Origin of the sequence: Anaeromicrobium sp. (assembly GCF_025210435.1) — a bacterium.
GTDB lineage: Bacteria > Bacillota > Clostridia > Peptostreptococcales > Thermotaleaceae > Anaeromicrobium.
Map to the genome: position 1 here is coordinate 1 of NZ_JAOART010000125.1, position 17855 is coordinate 17855.

A 17855-nucleotide genomic window follows, 5' to 3' on the forward strand; every position below is an offset into this window, starting at 1 on the left:
CTTAACAGAGTAAAGAAATGTAAGGGAAATATGAAAAAATGTATAAAATAAGCTTTAAATTGAATTTTAACTCATCAATTTAAAGCTTATTTTTCCTTTTAAGATTTGAAACCTTGAAAAAGTATTACTTTTTCAGTGGCCCTCCCTGATTTTTTTTCAGAATATTTAGTTTATGTGATATAATATAAGTTTTTCATGCATATTTCAATATTTTTCCACTTTTTTCGAAATTTCAATAGGTCATACTTAATTAGATAATAAAATATTTATTAAATTTTCCATATCCTTTGGAATAGTAGAATCTACAACTATTCTTTCACCTGTCCTCGGTTGATTAAAGGCTAGTCTTTTAGCATGTAGTGCCTGTCTTCCTATTAATTCACTAATTTTTCCATACAATTCATCACCTACTAAAGCATGTCCCATATACTCCATATGAACCCTAATTTGATGTGTTCTTCCCGTTTCTAGCTTTATTTCTAATACTGTAGCCTTTTTCATTCTCTCTTTTACCTTAAAATGGGTTATACAGTCTTGTCCACCTTCTATTACAACTCTTTTTATACTATCTTCATATTCCCTTCCTATGGGAGCAAATATGGTTCCTTTATCTTCACTTACTTGACCTTCTACTACTGTAAGATAATATTTATCTACTTTATTTTCCTGCATCTGCTTAGATAGCTCCTGCTGACCAAAGGAGTTTTTGGCTACTATTATTAAACCTGAAGTATCTCTATCTAATCTATTCACAAATCTTATTTTAAATGTATTTCCACTTTTATTCATATGATGAACTAGGGCATTTGCTAAAGTTCCCCTAGGATGACCCTTTGTAGGATGTACTACTAATCCAGGTTGTTTATTAATTATAATTAGGTCCACATCTTCATATACTATCTCTATGTTTATATCATCTGGTTCAAATTGATTTGGTTCATCTTCCATTATTACCTCTACTAAATCATTTCTTCTCAATCTAGAATGTAATGGAATTTTATGACCATTTACTAATATTCCCTTTTTTCTTTTAGCTCTTCTCACTAATCTACTAGATAATTTCATAACATCATATAATATTTCTTTTAATGGAGTTCCTGCATGTTCATCATCTACTAAAAATTTTAATTTGTTAGTTTCTTCATTTGTATTCATCATATTTTCTCACCTTTATAATTTAGTTTAACAAGATTTATTATAACTTACAAAAGAACTTCTTTAAAGACGTTAATACATAATATTACCTTTAATTTAAATTTTAATTATGGTAAAATTAATTAAATTTACATAAAATGGAGTGATTTGATGCTTAAGGGCGAAAATCGTATTATAAATATAGTGTCTAATGATAGACCTATTTCAAGAGAAACTAGTAGGGTATTAAAACAAAAATTAGAAAAAGCTGGCTACTATGTACCTACTGAATTTGATTCAGAGGGTGATTTAATAATCTGTGTGGGAGGGGATGGTTCCTTTTTAAGAACCCTTCATGAAAATAATTTTCCAAATATTCCTATAGTGGGAATAAATACGGGACACCTTGGATTTTTTCAAGAGGTATCTCCCTATCAACTAGATGAGTTTATTTTCCTTTATTCTAAAGGAGAATATACTATACAAGATCTCAAATTAGTGGAAGCTTTAGTATGTACTAAATCTCACTGTATAGAACTTTTAGGTGTAAATGAAATTTCCATAAAGGGTGATAAATCAAGAACTATTCATTTGAACATATCTCTAGATAATAGTTTTTTAGAAAAGTTTAGTGGAGACGGTGTATTAGTTGCTACACCAGCAGGCTCCACTGCCTACAATTATTCTTTAAGAGGTAGTATAGTAGACCCAAGATTATCTTTAATGCAGATAACACCCATAGCACCCATAACTACAACAGCATATAGATCCTTCACATCCAGCATTATAGTTCCTGAGACTTCTACAATTAAAGTCTATCCAGAGTATAGATTTGAAAATTCTATTTTAATAGTTACCGATGGAGAAGAACACAAATATGATGAGATTGAAGAGATTCAACTTAGAATGTCATCATTAAAGGCTCAAGTATTAAGACTTAAGAACTATGATTTTTGGAATAAGGTTAAAGAAAAGTTTTTATAGGATGAGTGTATAAATTAGCCAAAGTTATATGGAAAATATACATATAACTTTGGCTATAATTATTATCATATTAAGATACTGCCATATCTAAAAGTTCTATATGCCACATATTATCCCTTATTTCTTTACCAATTCATATTCACCATTTAATATACTACTTTCTCCCTTTAGATCTATTTTTATTCTAAACCTATCTTTGTAGTATTTTAACCTAATTTCCCCGTCTTCTATCATATACTTACTATTATCCCTATTAAAGGCTTGTATGCTACTTTTAGACCCTGCTTTATGCAAATTTTGTATATCCGTGTTATCCTTATATAAACTGTAGAAAAAATTAAATTTTACTACTCCATCCTTAGTTAAAATCATATTGATATACTTTTGGTTTATTTCATTAATATTTTCTTCCTCAATAGTCCTTTCCCAATAACCAACCATATTTTCATTTAAATAATTTCCTTCTTCTAATAGTTTTAAATCTCCCCCCTTATATATATTTAAAACTATGGTCTTATCATTTTTAGTAGGTAATTTACTTATTAAAAGTCTTTCATTGTTTTCATATTTTAAATCACCTATACTTAAATAAAATTCCTTTGGATAACCTACTATTTTACATACGACTTCCTTTTCTTTCAAAAATACAATATTCATGGTACCTTCATTATATGTTTCACTTAAATCCCCTTCAGGTATACCTGACATTTTACTCATTGAATCCTTATCCATATAAGGTGGAAAGGAGTATACCTGGTCCCACTCAAAGGGCGTAAGTTCATTTAAACCTATAGTCTTATATTCAGTACACTTATTTATAATACTTTCTTTTAATGCCTTCTCATTTGTATTATCTTCATTACCTATTACATATGAATCTACTACTAAGAGTCCACATGCTAATATTGCCATAACCAATAATACTAAAAGAATATTTTTTGTCATATAAGCTCTCCTCTTTTGTTATTTTATAGTTGAAACTCTTAAATATGCCTAAGTTCTTTTATATGCAATTATATTATATAGTAATATTATGGTAAATATTTCTAACCATAAATATATCTTAAATTTCTATTTTCTTGCCAAAATATATCTCAAATTACACATTCGTTCACCTACACCAGGGGCCATAATCTTCTCTTGAATTTCACCTATCTTTAGTATGTTAAATTCCTCAAAATGAATTCTCATGTCCTTTTGGGTAAAGTTATGGACTATCTTCCCCTTTTCATCTTTAAAAGTATTATATTCAATCATATGTCCACGACCAAGGCTTTCATCCTTTTCGGATAAAACAGTACAAAATATTAAACCATCTCTCTTTAATTGTTTATAACACTTTTGTATAAGTATCTTTCTATCCTCTTCCAAAAATAAGTGTAGTAGATTATAGCAGTATATGCCCTCATATATTTTACCTGTTAAAGGCATGTCTAATACGGACCCATGTATAAAGTTTGTTCTTTCATCCCATTGTTTACCAAGATATATGGCCTCTTTTGAAATTTCAATAGTATCCACTTTGAATTGAGCATCAGAAAATACTTTAGTATTTCTACCATATCCCCCTCCTGGTATTAATATATCCTTAATGTTTTGATGCTGGAATATTTCCTTTGCACCTATAGCAGTCTTACTAGGTTCCGTTCCCCATATCATTTCTTTATTTTTATACCTATTTTGCCAGTACTCACTCATAAGTTGCTCTCCCTATCTAAATTAATTCTGATTAAACATTTTATTATAATTATAGTCCCATAACCATAAGGTAGTACAACCACATTATGATAGACTTTCTAAATATTGTGCCCCATAACATCATAATACAATTCATTCCTCTGGTAAATATAACCAGTATGCATTATGATATTTTTCTTCACTTTTTTGCCATTTACTAAGTTTTTTTATTATAATCATAATTATACTACAATATTATACACAGAAAAAAACAAAGTAACTAAATTAAGCATATGAAAAAAAGACATCATGTGAAATTTTTTCTAATTTCACATGATGTCTTTTCAATTTTAGTAAAAGCTTCTTTTTTCTATTATTGTTTCCTATCCCATCATATAATGCAATATCATTTCTACTTCTGAAGACTTTTCTTTAACTATTACATATTTTCCGTATTCACTTTCACAAAATTTTATCATCTCATCAAAATCACATTTTCTCTCTAATACATCAATTACATTAACAGTACACTCATCCCAACCAAAACGCTTTAAGTCCCTAATACTATCTTCACTAAGTAATTCCTTTGGTACAGATCCAAATATATTTCCCTTTATTATTTCATAACTTTGCCAGAACTTATTATGATTATTCATTGCTTTTGACAATTTCAAATCTTCGCTCCTCTGTTCTCCAAAATCTTCTAAATAAGTCCCTTCATAATAGTCCTTCTTCAGAATTGGTTTGTATAAGAAAGGTATCTCATTTATTACTTCCACATTAATATCACAATTAGGCTTTTTCTCTTCCATGATTCCAGCCTTTACTTCATTGCATAATGACATCATTTCCTCTATATGATTTATTAACTTTTCCTTATTTCCTATTGTCATTGCCCATTCAATATGGGTAGCTACCCTTTTAATATTGCGAACCTTGCCTTGCATGTTAATCTCCTTCCACAAAATATACTATATCTCCCTAAATTATATCATAATATGATATTTCTCTAATTTATAAATAGATAAATTCCAACTAATTGCCTATTACTTATTTCTAAAAATAGCTTCCACTTCTTCCTTACTCCAGCTATTATAGAATTTTTTCCCCTTATAAAATCGAAGAAGACCACATTCCCGATCTATCTTCCAGGTGCCTATCATATGATTATATTCTCCCACTGAAAGAACTTCTTCTAGTATTCGACTATTATCTTCATACATTTCTTCATAAACATTTTCTTTATTCTCATAATGACTAGCTAAATTTTTATAGGTATCTATGGCCATGGCCATGAGTATCCATCCATATTCTTTCATACACTTTATATGTAGTTTTTTATAATATTTATCATTTAAATATATGACAGTATCTATATCTGTTGTGGTCTTATATCCTTCTTCTAATGAAGCAAATAGATTTTGTTCCATTATCTCAAATCCCTTTTTCTTAAAGAGGGCCGTAAAGAATTCTTCTATTTCTTTAAAATTCTTTTCTCCAATATACTTATTTATTTCTTCTTCCATCTCATCATATAGTGATAAATTTATAAATATATCCTTTATAGTTTCCTCATTAAACCAAATCCACTGGAATTCTTCCATATTTTCCGTATAAAACATTTCTTCTAATGAATGATTCTTTAGTATATCTAGTATCCTATCCATATGGCGACCACCTTTGTAATTAATCTCTTAATTATTTTAACATACCCATGGGACTTTTCAATCCTTCCTGTTGAATATGATGGAGTTTTTAGTCTAATATTAGAAAAAATACTCCAATTTGTATAAATTTTATATTTATTGCCTAAACTCCCATTAAATAGTGTATAATATTCTTTTGGTATAGGGTGACACTGTATGAATACCTATGCAAGGAGGTCTTACTATTGAATATACTATTTTTTACAGTATCGGCTGGAGAAGGGCACAATAAGGTAGCCAAAACTATTTCAAATTATATTGATAATAATTTTCCCCATAACAACACGAAAATTATTGATACATTTCATTATGTAAATTCTAATCTACACAAAATAATAATAGAAACCTATATGAAGTCTATAAAATATATACCCACCTTATATGGATATGTATATAAAAAAACAGAAGAAAATGATAGTTCTATTATGGATATGGGAGATTTTTTAAATACAATATTATTATCTAGAAAATTAAAAAAATTACTCAAGGATTTTAATCCAGATGTTATAGTATGTACCCATCCTTTTCCTTCAGAAGCACTTTCTGCATTGAAAAAAAAGGGACAAATATCCGTTCCCATAGTGAATGTCCTTACAGATTATACTATACATCCTAGCTGGATAAATTCAGAAGTGGATTACTTTGTCTTTCCATGTGATTCCTTTGAGTATGAGCTAGACTATTGGCATATACCAAGACAAAAGGCTCGTTTCTTTGGAATTCCCATTGACAATAAATTCCATATGAATGAAGATAGGGAAAAACTTTGTAATAAATTAAGTATAAAAAATTCCTTTACAACCCTACTTATGGGTGGTGGCCTTGGCCTTGGTAATATAAAGGAAACTCTCGATTATGTATTAAAGTATAATAATGATATGCAGATAATTGCAATTACAGGGAGAAATGAATCCCTATATAAATATCTTACTAACATAGATAATCCAAATCTTATCGTATACGGATTTGTAGATAATATTAATGAACTTATGAGCATATCAGACTTTATAATCACAAAACCAGGTGGTATAACAGTGACAGAGGCCCTAAGCAAAGAATTACCCATCATAGTATCCTATTCATTACCTGGTCAAGAAGAAAGAAATACAGAGTTCATATTAAATAACAGTATAGGTATGATAGCTAACAGTCCAAACTCCCTCATATCTTGTATTAATACTTTAAAAGATAATACTCATAAATATTATGAGTTAAAGGACAATATGAATAAAATGAAAAAGACAGACTCTGTTAAAAATATATGTGAATTCATATTAAGTTTAAGAGAAGCAAAAAAGCATGGTTAGGCATATAAAAAAAATAAACTAGTCAATTTCCTGAGGAATTTGAATTATTTTCAAGGCATGGCGAGCGAGCATATTGAACATATGTAAGCGATTCCATAACGAAGAAAATAATTCAAATAAGGCATATGAAAGAAATAAACTAGTCAGTTCTCTGAGGGATTTGGATTATTTTCAAGGCATGGTGAGCGAGCATATTAAACATATGTAAGCGATCCCATAACGAAGAAAATAATTCAAATAACCAGTGAAATGACTAATTTATTTTTTGAATATGCCTAACCAGTGAAATGACTAATTTATTTTTTGAATATGCCTTAATCCATGCTTTTTTCTTTTGCCATTTTTATGGCATCTAGTGCTTCTTTTTTAGTAACTACCCTCTTTGGATTGAACTTTCCATCCTCTAAGGATAATATATTATTTTTTACTACTATTTCTGTTATATTTTTATTATCACATTCTTCTATATCACTTATATTTATAGATTTTTCATCCTTATTTTTAAATTCGTACATTACATAAATGCTCTTTGACAATTCTTCCTTTGTAATTTCCTTATGTGGATTAAATAAGGAATCCTCATAATCTACATATCCTGCCAATACGGCTGTCTCAATATAGTCAAAATCATCATCTGTAAAATCTATATCTTCAAAGGTACCATAGGTATGGCCCCTATGTTTTTTTCTATAATATTTTGAGGTGGGGCTAAATATGGGTCTATGTTTAGCCATAACACTCATCCTAGCAAATTCTCTTTTATTTAATTTTTCATCTATATTAAATTCATCTAAATTATCTATCATTTCAGGATAGAACATTCTAGATAATTCTTTTACTCCCTTAACAAATCTAAAGGTTGGACTCGATACTAATTTTTCATTTATAGTATACACTCTCTTATCTTTTAGGGCCTTTATGGCATCAAAGCCAGGTCTTATGGATATGGAGTGTAAATTCCCTCCTGAGTTCATAGCTCCCCTTTGAGATATGTATACTTCTATGTCCTCAGCCTTTTCAAGTATTCGTTCTATTCCATAGGATGCTATAGTAGTTCCTTCTCTTATGGCCACGGCATCACTAGCCACATTTTCTCCACCTGCATATTCTATGGCATGGGCAGCCATGGAATTTGGCGTTATGGTCCTATAGTTTGTCTCTGTAGCTTCAAAGAATACTTTAGTTTTAGTATCCATATTTTCTGTTATTTTTTTTAATTCTTCTATATCCTTATTAAACTTTTCTAACTTTTCTTTAGCTATATTTTCTTTACCTGTAATTGTTCCTAATTTTTTTATATATTCAGGGAATTTCTCAAAGGAATCTGGATATAAACTAACCACATTTATCCCTGCATTTTTTAAAGCCTCTACAAACTCAGGCTTACTTTTATTTATAAATGGTCTTATTAATACTAAATCTGGGTCTTCTGCAATTACCTTTTCTGGATCTGACCTATAATCAAATACATTTTTTTTGGTTACTTCGTATGGATATGCATCACTTTTTCCTACACCTATTATTTCATCATTAAGGCCTAGTGCAAATAAATTCTCCGTATGGGCTGAGTACAAACTTATAATTCTTTTGGCAGGTTCATCCATTGATATGGTATTTTTCATGTCATCTACTATTTGTATATTGGCTTCTTCCTTTACTGTAGCTGTAGAAGGATCTTCTTTTCCACATGCACTAAAAGTAAAGATTATACAAAGGGCTAAAAATACTATACTAATTCTATTTTTCATCTTATACCTCCTACAATTCAAAATTGGGACGGCCTATGACCGTCCCCTTTTATTTATTATTTATTCATGTTCACCAGCAATTGCTTCTTTTGTGTTTTCCACATATATATTTTGGTATTCTTTATTTTCTCCTAATCCGTGAAGGTATATTTCTACTTCAAATCCTTCCTTCTTAAGAACAGTCTTCCAAGAATCTTCTTCGTCCCCTGCCATATCATTTTGTGCATGATCTCCTGCAACTAACATGTACGGCATTAATTTAACCTTTTTAATATTGTCTTTCTTTAGTTTAGCTATAACATCTTCTAAAGCTGGATGAGCTTCTACAGTTCCCACATATACAGGTAATCCCTTATCATTAAACTTATTTTGTAGACATGCATAGCTTGCATTAGAAGCATGGTGAGTACCATGTCCCATAACTACTACGGCTTCACCCTTTTCTAATTTTCCAACTTGAGTCATTAAACCATTAGCAGCCTTTTCATAAGAAACTGGACCTGATAATACAGATTTTCCTACTACTAATTTCTTAAATGTATCTTCATAAGCTCTAGTTGCTTCTACTAAATCATCATATTCAGCTCCAGCCATTATATGAAGAGGTTGTACTATTACTTCTTCAAAACCTTCTTCTTTCATTTTATTTAAAGCTTCCTCTGGAGTATCTACCATGATTCCATCACGTTCTTTTAATTTTTTGATTATCATATTTGAAGTGAATGCTCTTTTTACTTGGTAATCAGAAAATTCCTTTGCAATTTTTTCTTCAACTGCTTCTATAGTTACTTTTCTCGTATCTGCATAGCTTGTTCCAAAGCTCACTACTAAGATACCCTTTTTTCCAGCCTCTTGAGTTCCCATTTCTACTTTGTTTAGGGGCTGAGGAATTATTTCTCCCTCTCCTTCAATTGCTTCTTTAGCATGGTTTATATAGATTTTTCTATATTCTTCATTTTCACCTAATCCATGTAAATAAGTCTCAATTTCAAATCCTTCTTTTTTAAGTACAGTCTTCCAAGAATCTTCTTCGTCTCCTGCCATGTCATTTTGTGCATGGTCTCCTGCAACTAACATGTATGGCATTAATGTAACTTTAGTAGCCTTATCTTTTTTAAGTCTATTTATAACATCATCTAATGTTGGGTATCCTTCCACAGTTCCCACATATACAGGCATATGTTCCTTTACAAAAGCCTCTTGTAATGCTCCATAACTTGCATTAGCAGGGTGATGAGTTCCGTGACCCATTAACACTACAACTCCCATGTCCTCTTTAATTTGAGATTTCATTCCCTCTACTGCTAATTTATAATCTTCATCTGTTGTAAGGATTGGTCTTCCAAGTTTAAATATGTCAAAAGTACCATCGTTATATGCTCTAAGCTCTTCTTTAACATCATTGTATTCAGCTCCAGGAATCACATGAAGTGGTTGAACTATTACTTCATTAAAACCTTCTGATTTTAACTTATCCATAGCTTCCACTACCGTATCAACTTGTATATTATCCCTTTCCTTTAACTTCTTAATTATTATGTTAGAAGTAAATGCTCTTCTTACCTCATACTCTGGAAAAGCGTCACTTAAAGCCTTTTCAGTTGCTTCTATAGTTACTTTTCTCGTATCTGCATAGCTTGTTCCAAAACTAACTGCTAGTATGGCCTTTTTAACTTCTTCAGTTTTAGCTGGTGTTTCATTTGAAGTCACATTAGCTTCTTCCTTTTTAGTACAACCAGTAATCATAGTAAACATTAATCCAAGTATTAATATGGAACTTATTATTTTTTTCAAAATATACCCCTCCAATTTTTTTCATTTACATAGGTAGTATTGCTAATCCCCTATCAGAAATTTTTCTTGTGTTAATTCCAAATAGTGATTTAATAAATTGAGGATTCATTATATCCTCGGTTTTACCTGACTTTACCAAATTTCCTTTGGAAAGTGCTAAAATATTATCGCTGTATATGTCTGTGAGATTTAAATCGTGCATTATATTTATGACAGTGATCCCATCATTTTTAACCTTTTCTCTTAATAAATCTAGAAATTTTATAGTATATTTTATATCCATATTTGAAAAGGCCTCATCAAGGACTAATATCTTTGGCCTTTGAGCTAAGGCCCTTGCCAACATTATCCTTTGCTTTTCTCCCCCACTTAATTGGGTTATATCCTTCTTCATAAATGAAGTAGTATCTGTCATATCCATAACTTCGTATATTATTTCTAAATCTTTTTTTGTAAGATCCTTCATCCTACTAGAAAAGGGAGTTCTACCCATGGCAACCACTTCCATACAAGTGAATGGAAATTTTATATCTACATTTTGATAAACTATAGCAAGATTTTGACTCAGTTCCTTAATGGAATAGTCCTTTAAGTTTTTATTTCCTAAATATACATGTCCACTATAATTATCTAAATTATTAGTAATCACATTTAAAAGGGTAGTCTTTCCACTACCATTAGGTCCTATAATAGTAGTCATTGTGCCCTCTTCTAATTTAAAAGTAAGATTTTTAAGGGTCTCCTTATCTCCATAAGAAAAGGATAAGTTTTTAACTTGAAACATGTTACTCCTCCTAATTCAAACTCTTATTTCTTGTGATAAATATGTAGATAAAAAATGGTCCTCCAAGTAGGGTAGTAAGCACACCTACAGGTATTTCCACATTCATAAGTGCCCTAGATCCAGTATCTGCTAATAAAAGTAACTCTCCCCCCAAAAGAGCGCTTAAAGGTATTAACATTCTATTATCTGAACCTATGGTAAACCTTAGCATATGAGGAACTATAAGTCCCACAAAGCCTATTATACCGCTTATGGATACACAAACTGCCGTTATTAAGGATCCGCAGATTAAGAATATTTTCTTAACCCTTTTCGTGTCTATTCCTAAACTCTTTGCTTCCCTTTCCCCTAGGCATAGTAAGTTTAAATCCTTAGCATAATACCAGCATATGATTATGGAAATACTTATAGTAAAAAATCCAATTTGCACATGTACCCAGCTCCTAGCAGCTAGACTTCCCATAAGCCAGTTAACTATGGCAGATACGTTTTCCCCAGCTAAGCTCTTTATGAATTTAATTCCAGCTGAAAATATGGAACTAACTATTATTCCGGCTATTATTAAGTTAGATCCACTTATGTACCCCTTAGTTCTAGCTATGAATATTACTATAATTAGGGTAACAAAGGCTCCAATAAAGGAACTTATGGTTATGGGCACATAAATATCGTAAAATAAATTTATGTATATGGCCAAAGTAGCTCCAAGGGCTGCTCCCGATGAAACACCCATAGTATATGAATCTGCCAAAGGATTCATTAAAAGTGATTGAAATACTGTTCCTGAAACGGCTAGACCTGCACCTACTATAATGGCCGTAAGAATTCTAGGTAATCTCACGTTCCATATTATCTTTACGTAAGAATTCTTTATTCCACTATACATTTCAGGATTTTTAAATATTTTACCACCTATTACCTTAATTACATGTCCATGTGATATTTCCGCTCTTCCTAAATTCACACATAGTATTAATGTGACAATCAAAAGAATAAAAATAAACACTGCCACTATTTTTTTCCCACGGTTCTTTGACTTTAACTCATTAATCAGCGACTCTTTCATCATTTCTCCTTACCTGCAATAAAAAAAGAGCTTTGTGGAAGCTCTTGTTATATACACCAAATTTATACAATGGCATTTTTCACCACCATATCTTCTGTTGTATATTCCCTACTTTCCCTCCGAAAGTTGAATACTTCATATTAAACAAGGTCTCCTGGCTTGGCTTCATGTTCATTCCTTCCCTTCCCAGAATCTTAACTTTCCCAGTGGTTATGAAGGTTTCATCTGCCTTACAGTAGCGGGGGCTGCAGTGGCTTTTACCACTTTCCCTACGACTTAATATGTTTTATTATTCACTTACATTTGGATTATATATCATTAATTTTTTAAAGTCAATAATTAGTCCTAATAAAGTCTGTTTTTTTTAGTAGTTGCTAATTCACATGTTTTTTGCTAGAGTTATAAATGATAAATTCATAGGAGAAGGACTGGATAATATGATAAAAATACAAAATATTACCAAAAGCTTCCAAACTTTTAATGCAGTAGACCATCTCCAACTAAACATTGAGAAAGGTACTTTTGTAGGCCTTTTAGGTCCCAATGGAGCTGGTAAAACCACCTTAATAAAAATGTTAGTAGGTCTTTTGAAACCTACTTCTGGAGAAATACTAATTAAGGATGAAAAAATGCATAGGGGAAATACTTTTTTAAAAAGTAAGATAGGTATAGTTCCCCAACACATTAATCTAGATAAGGAACTTACTGTGGAAGAAAACTTAATATTTGCGGCAAAGCTATACAAAATACCCAAGGAAAAAATAAAGCCTTTAGTTGAGGATCTACTCCAATTTTCAGATCTTAAAGGTGTTCAAAATCGTATTACTAAAAAATTATCTGGAGGAATGAAAAGAAAACTTATGATTGCTAAATCATTAGTGAATGATCCCGAGATTTTATTTTTAGATGAGCCTACTGTAGGTATTGATTTGAACAATAGAAGAAAGATTTGGGACATCCTAAAAAAAATGAAGCACAAGGGTAAAACCATAATACTAACAACCCACTATATGGAAGAAGCCGAATATTTGTGTGACAAAATAGGATTGATGGATAAAGGCAAAATATTCTATTACGATACTAACAATAATTTAAAGGAAAAAATCGGTAAATATACCATAGAATATTTTAGTGAAGACGATAAAACCATATATAAATACTTTTCTAATATTGATACTGCACAGGAATACGCTAAGGAACTGACTTGTGATTATGTCCTTAGAAATACGAACTTAGAAGATGTATTCTTTAACTTTACAAATAGGAAGGTGTTATAGATGGAAATTTCAACAATACTTTGGAGGGAGTTTAAATTCTTTCAAAAGAGAGCTTTTAAAATCACATCCCAATCTGTAGTTACTCCCCTACTATATCTTTTAGCCTTTGGTTGGGGCCTAGGCTCTGATATTGTAATAGATGGAAATAACTATATGCACTATATTATCCCAGGTATTATAGCCATGTCTACCATGCATACTAGCTTTAATGCCGTATCCATAAGGATTTCAGTTGCTAGGCTTCATGAGAAAAGCTTTGAAGATTACATGACTGCACCTGTTAATCTATCCCTTTTAACTTTGGGGTATATTTTAGCAGGAGCCCTAAGAGGACTTTATGCTGGTATGATAATTTTATTAATATCTTATCTATTTAAAGCCTATATTCATGTTAATTTTTCCTTTGTCGCCATAGCCCTATTAAATAGTTTATTATTTGCAGCATTCGGATATTATGCTGCCATGGTTATAAACTCCCACTATGATATGAACAGATTTACTAGTTTTATCATAACTCCCATGACGTTCATATGTGGTACTTTTTTCTCTTTAGATAAGATGCCACTAATGGTGAAAAAAATAATATATGTATTACCTCTTACCCATACTATTAATTCACTAAGAGGTATTGCCCTAAGAAACAACTTTGATTATACATCAATATTTGTTCTTATATGTTACATCGTTGTATTTTACATACTTGGCGTATACGCCAGTTACAGAGAAATCAATTAAAGGAGGGACATGAGATAAGCTATTAGTGCTTATACTCGTACAAATGATGGCAAAATTTTATGGAATTGGTACAGGACCAGGAGACAGTTCTTTAGTTACTATAAAGGCAGTTAAAACATTAGAAAAATTAGATATTTTAGTTACACCTCAACCTAAAGAAGGTGGAGAGAGTTTAGCATTATCCATAGTAAAGGAATACATTCCTGAAAGTGTTCAAATAAAGGAAAGACATTTTCCTATGAACTTCAATGCTGAAGAAAAGGAAGTTGCTTGGCAAAGTATTGCCAAGGAAATAATAGAAGATGTAAAATCTGGTAAAAATGTAGGTTTTGTAACCCTAGGAGACCCAATGATTTACAGTACTTATGTATATATCTTAAACAGATTAGATGATGAAATCCAAGTGGAAACTATTCCTGGAATAAGTTCTTTCTCAAATATAGCATCTAGTAACAATTTCCCACTAGTTATGGACAGGGACCCACTAGTTATATTACCATGTACTGCTAGTGAGGAAAAGATAGATAACACCCTTGCAAATCATGATTGCATAGTTTTAATGAAGGTTTATAAGAACTTTAAATCTATTATAGAAAAGATTAAAAAACATGGTTTATCTAAACATGCCATATTAGTTAGTAATTCTTCATTAGATAGTGAAACTACTTATACTAACATTGAAGAAGTTTCTAAGGAACAAATTTCTTATTTTTCAACCATATTAATAAATAAAAATGCTAATGTATAGAAAAAAGCCGTCATTGACGGCTTTCTTTATTATTAATTAATTTTAATCTTTTTTGGTGTATGATCAGTGTCCAGCGCCTTTTAACCAAACTAATTATAAGTGTTCTTATTCTACTATATGGGCATAATTAAATTTCAATTTCCCAATGTAGCTAGGAATGATTATATTATCTTCTTTCTTTACTTTAGCTATTACTATATTCTCTTTATTTATACTCCATATTAATCCATATTTTAGATTTAGAGTGGATTCTAATTTATTCCAATCTCCTATACTTATAATTTCAAAAGGAGGAGACATATTTTTTTCATTTATTTTCAATCTATTTTTGTCCTGTATATAATCTATTGTTGTAGTTGCAATTATTCTTTGGCCATTTACACATATGGCTTCTGAACCAGATGCATTCAATTTATTTATTATTAATAACAAATAGTCAGCATATCTAGCTAAGGGTTCATAATTTTCATACAATCGAGAATTATCCAGTCTTATTCTAATCCCTGGCCCCATAACATTGCTATTTCCCAATGCCAGCTTATATTTGTCAATATCATTTTTTATTTTTTGTATACTAATATCGCTTTTTATTGTGACATTTTCATATTCTTCTATAGTATCATTCAAAGAATCCAATTCTTTTAATAAAGATCCTTTTTTATTTCTCAAGTCTGCAATTTCTAATTTTAATTCCTTCGCTTTTTGTGAAGGATTATTACCACCTGTTAACGTCTCTACAAATTTAAATTGACTACCAATAAATATACCTAAAAAAATAATACACACTATGAATGATAATGTATTTTTTTTCAAAATAAGTCACCACCTATTTAAATTTGCACGATAGATACTATTGTGGTTAATATAATCATATGTAATATCTATAGTTGCAACAATTTCTATTATAACATGTGACTTACTATTTTTTCCAAGTCTTTTTTCAATTAACTCTTTAATTTTAAGCAACCTTCCATATTTTTAATATACTTTTTTGTAATTGGATTATCTTTGAATAATTGAATCAAAATGCCCCCCCTATGTTCTAAGTTCTTCATAAAGTTGTAGCAATCGAGAATGTAATTTGGGGTCATTGTTTTTCTCAACATCTATCACTTTTCTTGTTAAATTGACCCAATTGAATTTTAAATTTTTTATACTTTCTTCTGTTATATCCATTGGACTATATGGGGTAAAATTATTAACATATGCTGTTGCTTTCACAAGACTCAAATCATTGTAAGTACCAAATTTACTATTGGTACCTTTTCCAATAAAATCTAAATGTGCATAATATATCCTAATTTCCAATTCAGTTGCGTCATAAGGATTTACATCATTAATTTTCACACGTTCACCAGTTGTTGTACACATAATTGGATTTTCTGGAGTAGAATCATCTGCATATTTGATTGATATAACTTTTCCACGATTAATACCTTCACTTACTAAAATCAATCTTCCAGCAACTCTTTTATTTTCATGAACTTCATTTGCACTAGACTTTGTTTTATCCAAAATTTCATTTAATTTATTCCTAAATTGTTTTTCAGTTCTTTCAAGAATATTGTATACATTATAATTATTACTAATTCTCACAATATTCTCCTTTCCCTCTTACACCTTATCTCTATAGTTTGAGTATACTAATTTTTCACTTTCTTTATATATTAAACTAAAAGCATTATAATAAAATTTTCTAATCTTTCCATTTAAATTTAATTCAAATATCTTATTAGATGCTTGTGAATTAGCCTCGTATTTTTTAGTGGCAACAACGTATGTTTCTCTTCTTTATACATTTCATTAGGAATTCTCTTAGTTGTACCATGTACTTCTTCATTCCATTGAGCTATAAATGATTTTCCTTCTTCATTTAATTCTTCCATGGAGTCAAAACTACTTCCCTTAATAAATTGTTCTTCAATATATTGGTAAGGCTTTTCTATTTTCCCCTTAGTCCTAGCTCTGTAAGGCTGACAAGAATTTAATTCTGTACCTATATGCATAGCTAATCTTAAAGCATTTATGTTGTATACGGGCTCCTGACCAGATTTATTTTCTAAGACTAAGGCTTTGGGATTATCTATTAGCAATTCTTTTGTTACTCCTCCTAAATCAGTAAATAGTTCTTGGATTGCCTCGTATATAGCCTCACCATCAGCTTTTAATGAAAAGACTATAGCTTTTTTTCTAGAGGCTGACAAAATCATGGTAAAACAATATACTTCTTTAATTTCCCCAGCAAGTTTAACCTTATATGGAGACCAATCAAATTGTGCTTGATCGCCTAACGGGGTTTCAATCCTTACAGTTGCTTTCTTAGGTACATTCATTTTGTCTTCTTTTAAAGTTCTTAAATATCTATATACAGGGCCGATACTGTAAGTATAGCCTATTTTTTTGAGTTCTCTGAATATACGTGTACCATTATAGTCATATTCAGGATTTAGATGCCAATCTTGTATTTTTTCTTTATATGAATCTAACTTGGTGGCATAATATTCTCTAGAATACTTAGGTTCTTGGTCTAGTTTTATTAATCTCTTCACTGTGTTCTTAGACATGCCAAGATCCCTTGCTATTTTCTTAATCGGAGTTCCTTTCTTAAATAATTTATGTACTGTAACCCAATCGTGCACATCCTTCACCTCTAGTTGCTCCTCCCACATGTAAATATTATTTCTTCCATGTGTAAAGAGTATCTTATTATTTCTAGGGGGTCAATTTTAAGTGTTAACCGGGGGTCAGTTTCAAGGTTCTCACGCAATTTTGGTGATATTATTTTTCATAATATTTCTTCAATAAAACAAAACCCTATATGAGTAGTAGAATTAAATTAATAATTTGCTCATAAAGGTGGTAATAAAATTGAAGGATATAAAGATATTAAACCAA

18 protein-coding genes and 1 riboswitch are annotated in these 17855 nt (G+C 30.5%); of the genes, 5 read left to right on the top strand and 13 right to left on the bottom strand.

Translation table 11 applies throughout. The annotated features are described in order from the left end of the window. Positions 1-246: 246 nt before the first annotated feature. Positions 247-1158 (bottom strand): RluA family pseudouridine synthase, encoded by a 912-nt coding sequence (locus tag N4A57_RS15470; RefSeq protein WP_293658939.1) that lies wholly within the window; start codon positions 1156-1158, stop codon positions 247-249. 147 nt (positions 1159-1305) lie between these two features. On the opposite strand from N4A57_RS15470, the gene N4A57_RS15475 reads away from it, so the two are divergent. Further along, positions 1306-2118, top strand: a complete 813-nt coding sequence (locus tag N4A57_RS15475; RefSeq protein WP_293658940.1) for an NAD(+)/NADH kinase — start codon at positions 1306-1308, stop codon at positions 2116-2118. Between the two features lie 117 nt (positions 2119-2235). On the opposite strand, the gene N4A57_RS15480 is transcribed toward N4A57_RS15475, so the two are convergent. The 4 genes from N4A57_RS15480 to N4A57_RS15495 all read right to left on the bottom strand — a co-directional run bounded on the left by N4A57_RS15480 (position 2236) and on the right by N4A57_RS15495 (position 5462). Next, positions 2236-3063: a hypothetical protein gene (locus tag N4A57_RS15480; RefSeq protein WP_293658941.1), complete on the bottom strand. Its 828-nt coding sequence runs from the start codon at positions 3061-3063 to the stop codon at positions 2236-2238. A gap of 126 nt (positions 3064-3189) precedes the next feature. Then, positions 3190-3816, bottom strand: a complete 627-nt coding sequence (locus N4A57_RS15485) for a class I SAM-dependent methyltransferase (RefSeq protein WP_293658942.1) — start codon at positions 3814-3816, stop codon at positions 3190-3192. A gap of 362 nt (positions 3817-4178) precedes the next feature. Continuing rightward, entirely contained in the window at positions 4179-4742 is a 564-nt protein-coding gene (locus N4A57_RS15490; protein WP_293658943.1) for a hypothetical protein, read from the bottom strand. 99 nt (positions 4743-4841) lie between these two features. Then, positions 4842-5462, bottom strand: a complete 621-nt coding sequence (locus N4A57_RS15495) for a hypothetical protein (RefSeq protein WP_293658944.1) — start codon at positions 5460-5462, stop codon at positions 4842-4844. Between the two features lie 224 nt (positions 5463-5686). On the opposite strand from N4A57_RS15495, the gene N4A57_RS15500 reads away from it, so the two are divergent. After that, on the top strand, positions 5687-6808 hold the full coding sequence (locus N4A57_RS15500; protein WP_293658945.1) for an MGDG synthase family glycosyltransferase: 1122 nt from the start codon (positions 5687-5689) through the stop codon (positions 6806-6808). A 314-nt stretch (positions 6809-7122) separates the two neighbouring features. On the opposite strand, the gene N4A57_RS15505 is transcribed toward N4A57_RS15500, so the two are convergent. The 4 genes from N4A57_RS15505 to N4A57_RS15525 are packed head-to-tail and all read right to left on the bottom strand — an operon-like array spanning position 7123 to position 12200. After that, on the bottom strand, positions 7123-8556 hold the full coding sequence (locus N4A57_RS15505; protein WP_293658946.1) for an ABC transporter substrate-binding protein: 1434 nt from the start codon (positions 8554-8556) through the stop codon (positions 7123-7125). A 60-nt stretch (positions 8557-8616) separates the two neighbouring features. After that, positions 8617-10350 (bottom strand): sirohydrochlorin cobaltochelatase, encoded by a 1734-nt coding sequence (locus tag N4A57_RS18540; RefSeq protein ID WP_330671535.1) that lies wholly within the window; start codon positions 10348-10350, stop codon positions 8617-8619. A 25-nt stretch (positions 10351-10375) separates the two neighbouring features. Next, positions 10376-11134 (bottom strand): ABC transporter ATP-binding protein, encoded by a 759-nt coding sequence (locus N4A57_RS15520; RefSeq protein WP_293658947.1) that lies wholly within the window; start codon positions 11132-11134, stop codon positions 10376-10378. 10 nt (positions 11135-11144) lie between these two features. Then, the gene (locus N4A57_RS15525) at positions 11145-12200 is read right to left on the bottom strand and encodes a FecCD family ABC transporter permease (RefSeq protein WP_293658948.1); all 1056 of its coding nucleotides are present in this window, start codon (positions 12198-12200) and stop codon (positions 11145-11147) included. A 127-nt stretch (positions 12201-12327) separates the two neighbouring features. Continuing rightward, positions 12328-12516: riboswitch (cobalamin riboswitch) on the bottom strand. Positions 12517-12637: 121 nt separating this feature from the next. Here N4A57_RS15525 and N4A57_RS15530 point away from each other — a divergent pair. From N4A57_RS15530 to N4A57_RS15540, 3 genes are read left to right on the top strand one after another with little or no spacing between them, the layout of a single operon-like run. Next, positions 12638-13477: an ABC transporter ATP-binding protein gene (locus tag N4A57_RS15530; protein ID WP_293658949.1), complete on the top strand. Its 840-nt coding sequence runs from the start codon at positions 12638-12640 to the stop codon at positions 13475-13477. Beyond that, positions 13478-14212: an ABC transporter permease gene (locus tag N4A57_RS15535; RefSeq protein WP_293658950.1), complete on the top strand. Its 735-nt coding sequence runs from the start codon at positions 13478-13480 to the stop codon at positions 14210-14212. It abuts the gene before it with no gap. 43 nt (positions 14213-14255) lie between these two features. Then, complete coding sequence (locus N4A57_RS15540) at positions 14256-14960, top strand: cobalt-factor II C(20)-methyltransferase (protein ID WP_293658951.1); 705 nt, start codon at positions 14256-14258, stop codon at positions 14958-14960. Between the two features lie 105 nt (positions 14961-15065). On the opposite strand, the gene N4A57_RS15545 is transcribed toward N4A57_RS15540, so the two are convergent. From N4A57_RS15545 to istA, 4 genes are all read right to left on the bottom strand, one after another. After that, positions 15066-15773, bottom strand: coding sequence for a DUF881 domain-containing protein (locus N4A57_RS15545; protein ID WP_293658952.1), 708 nt, complete (start codon positions 15771-15773; stop codon positions 15066-15068). Positions 15774-15779: 6 nt separating this feature from the next. Further along, complete coding sequence (locus N4A57_RS15550) at positions 15780-15926, bottom strand: hypothetical protein (protein WP_293658953.1); 147 nt, start codon at positions 15924-15926, stop codon at positions 15780-15782. A gap of 69 nt (positions 15927-15995) precedes the next feature. Beyond that, positions 15996-16556 carry a hypothetical protein gene (locus tag N4A57_RS15555; protein WP_293658954.1) on the bottom strand — a complete coding sequence of 187 codons (561 nt, stop codon included), beginning with the start codon at positions 16554-16556 and terminating at the stop codon, positions 15996-15998. 119 nt (positions 16557-16675) lie between these two features. Beyond that, the gene (istA, locus tag N4A57_RS15560; RefSeq protein ID WP_293658955.1) at positions 16676-17608 is read right to left on the bottom strand and encodes an IS21 family transposase; all 933 of its coding nucleotides are present in this window, start codon (positions 17606-17608) and stop codon (positions 16676-16678) included. Positions 17609-17855 lie beyond the last annotated feature (247 nt).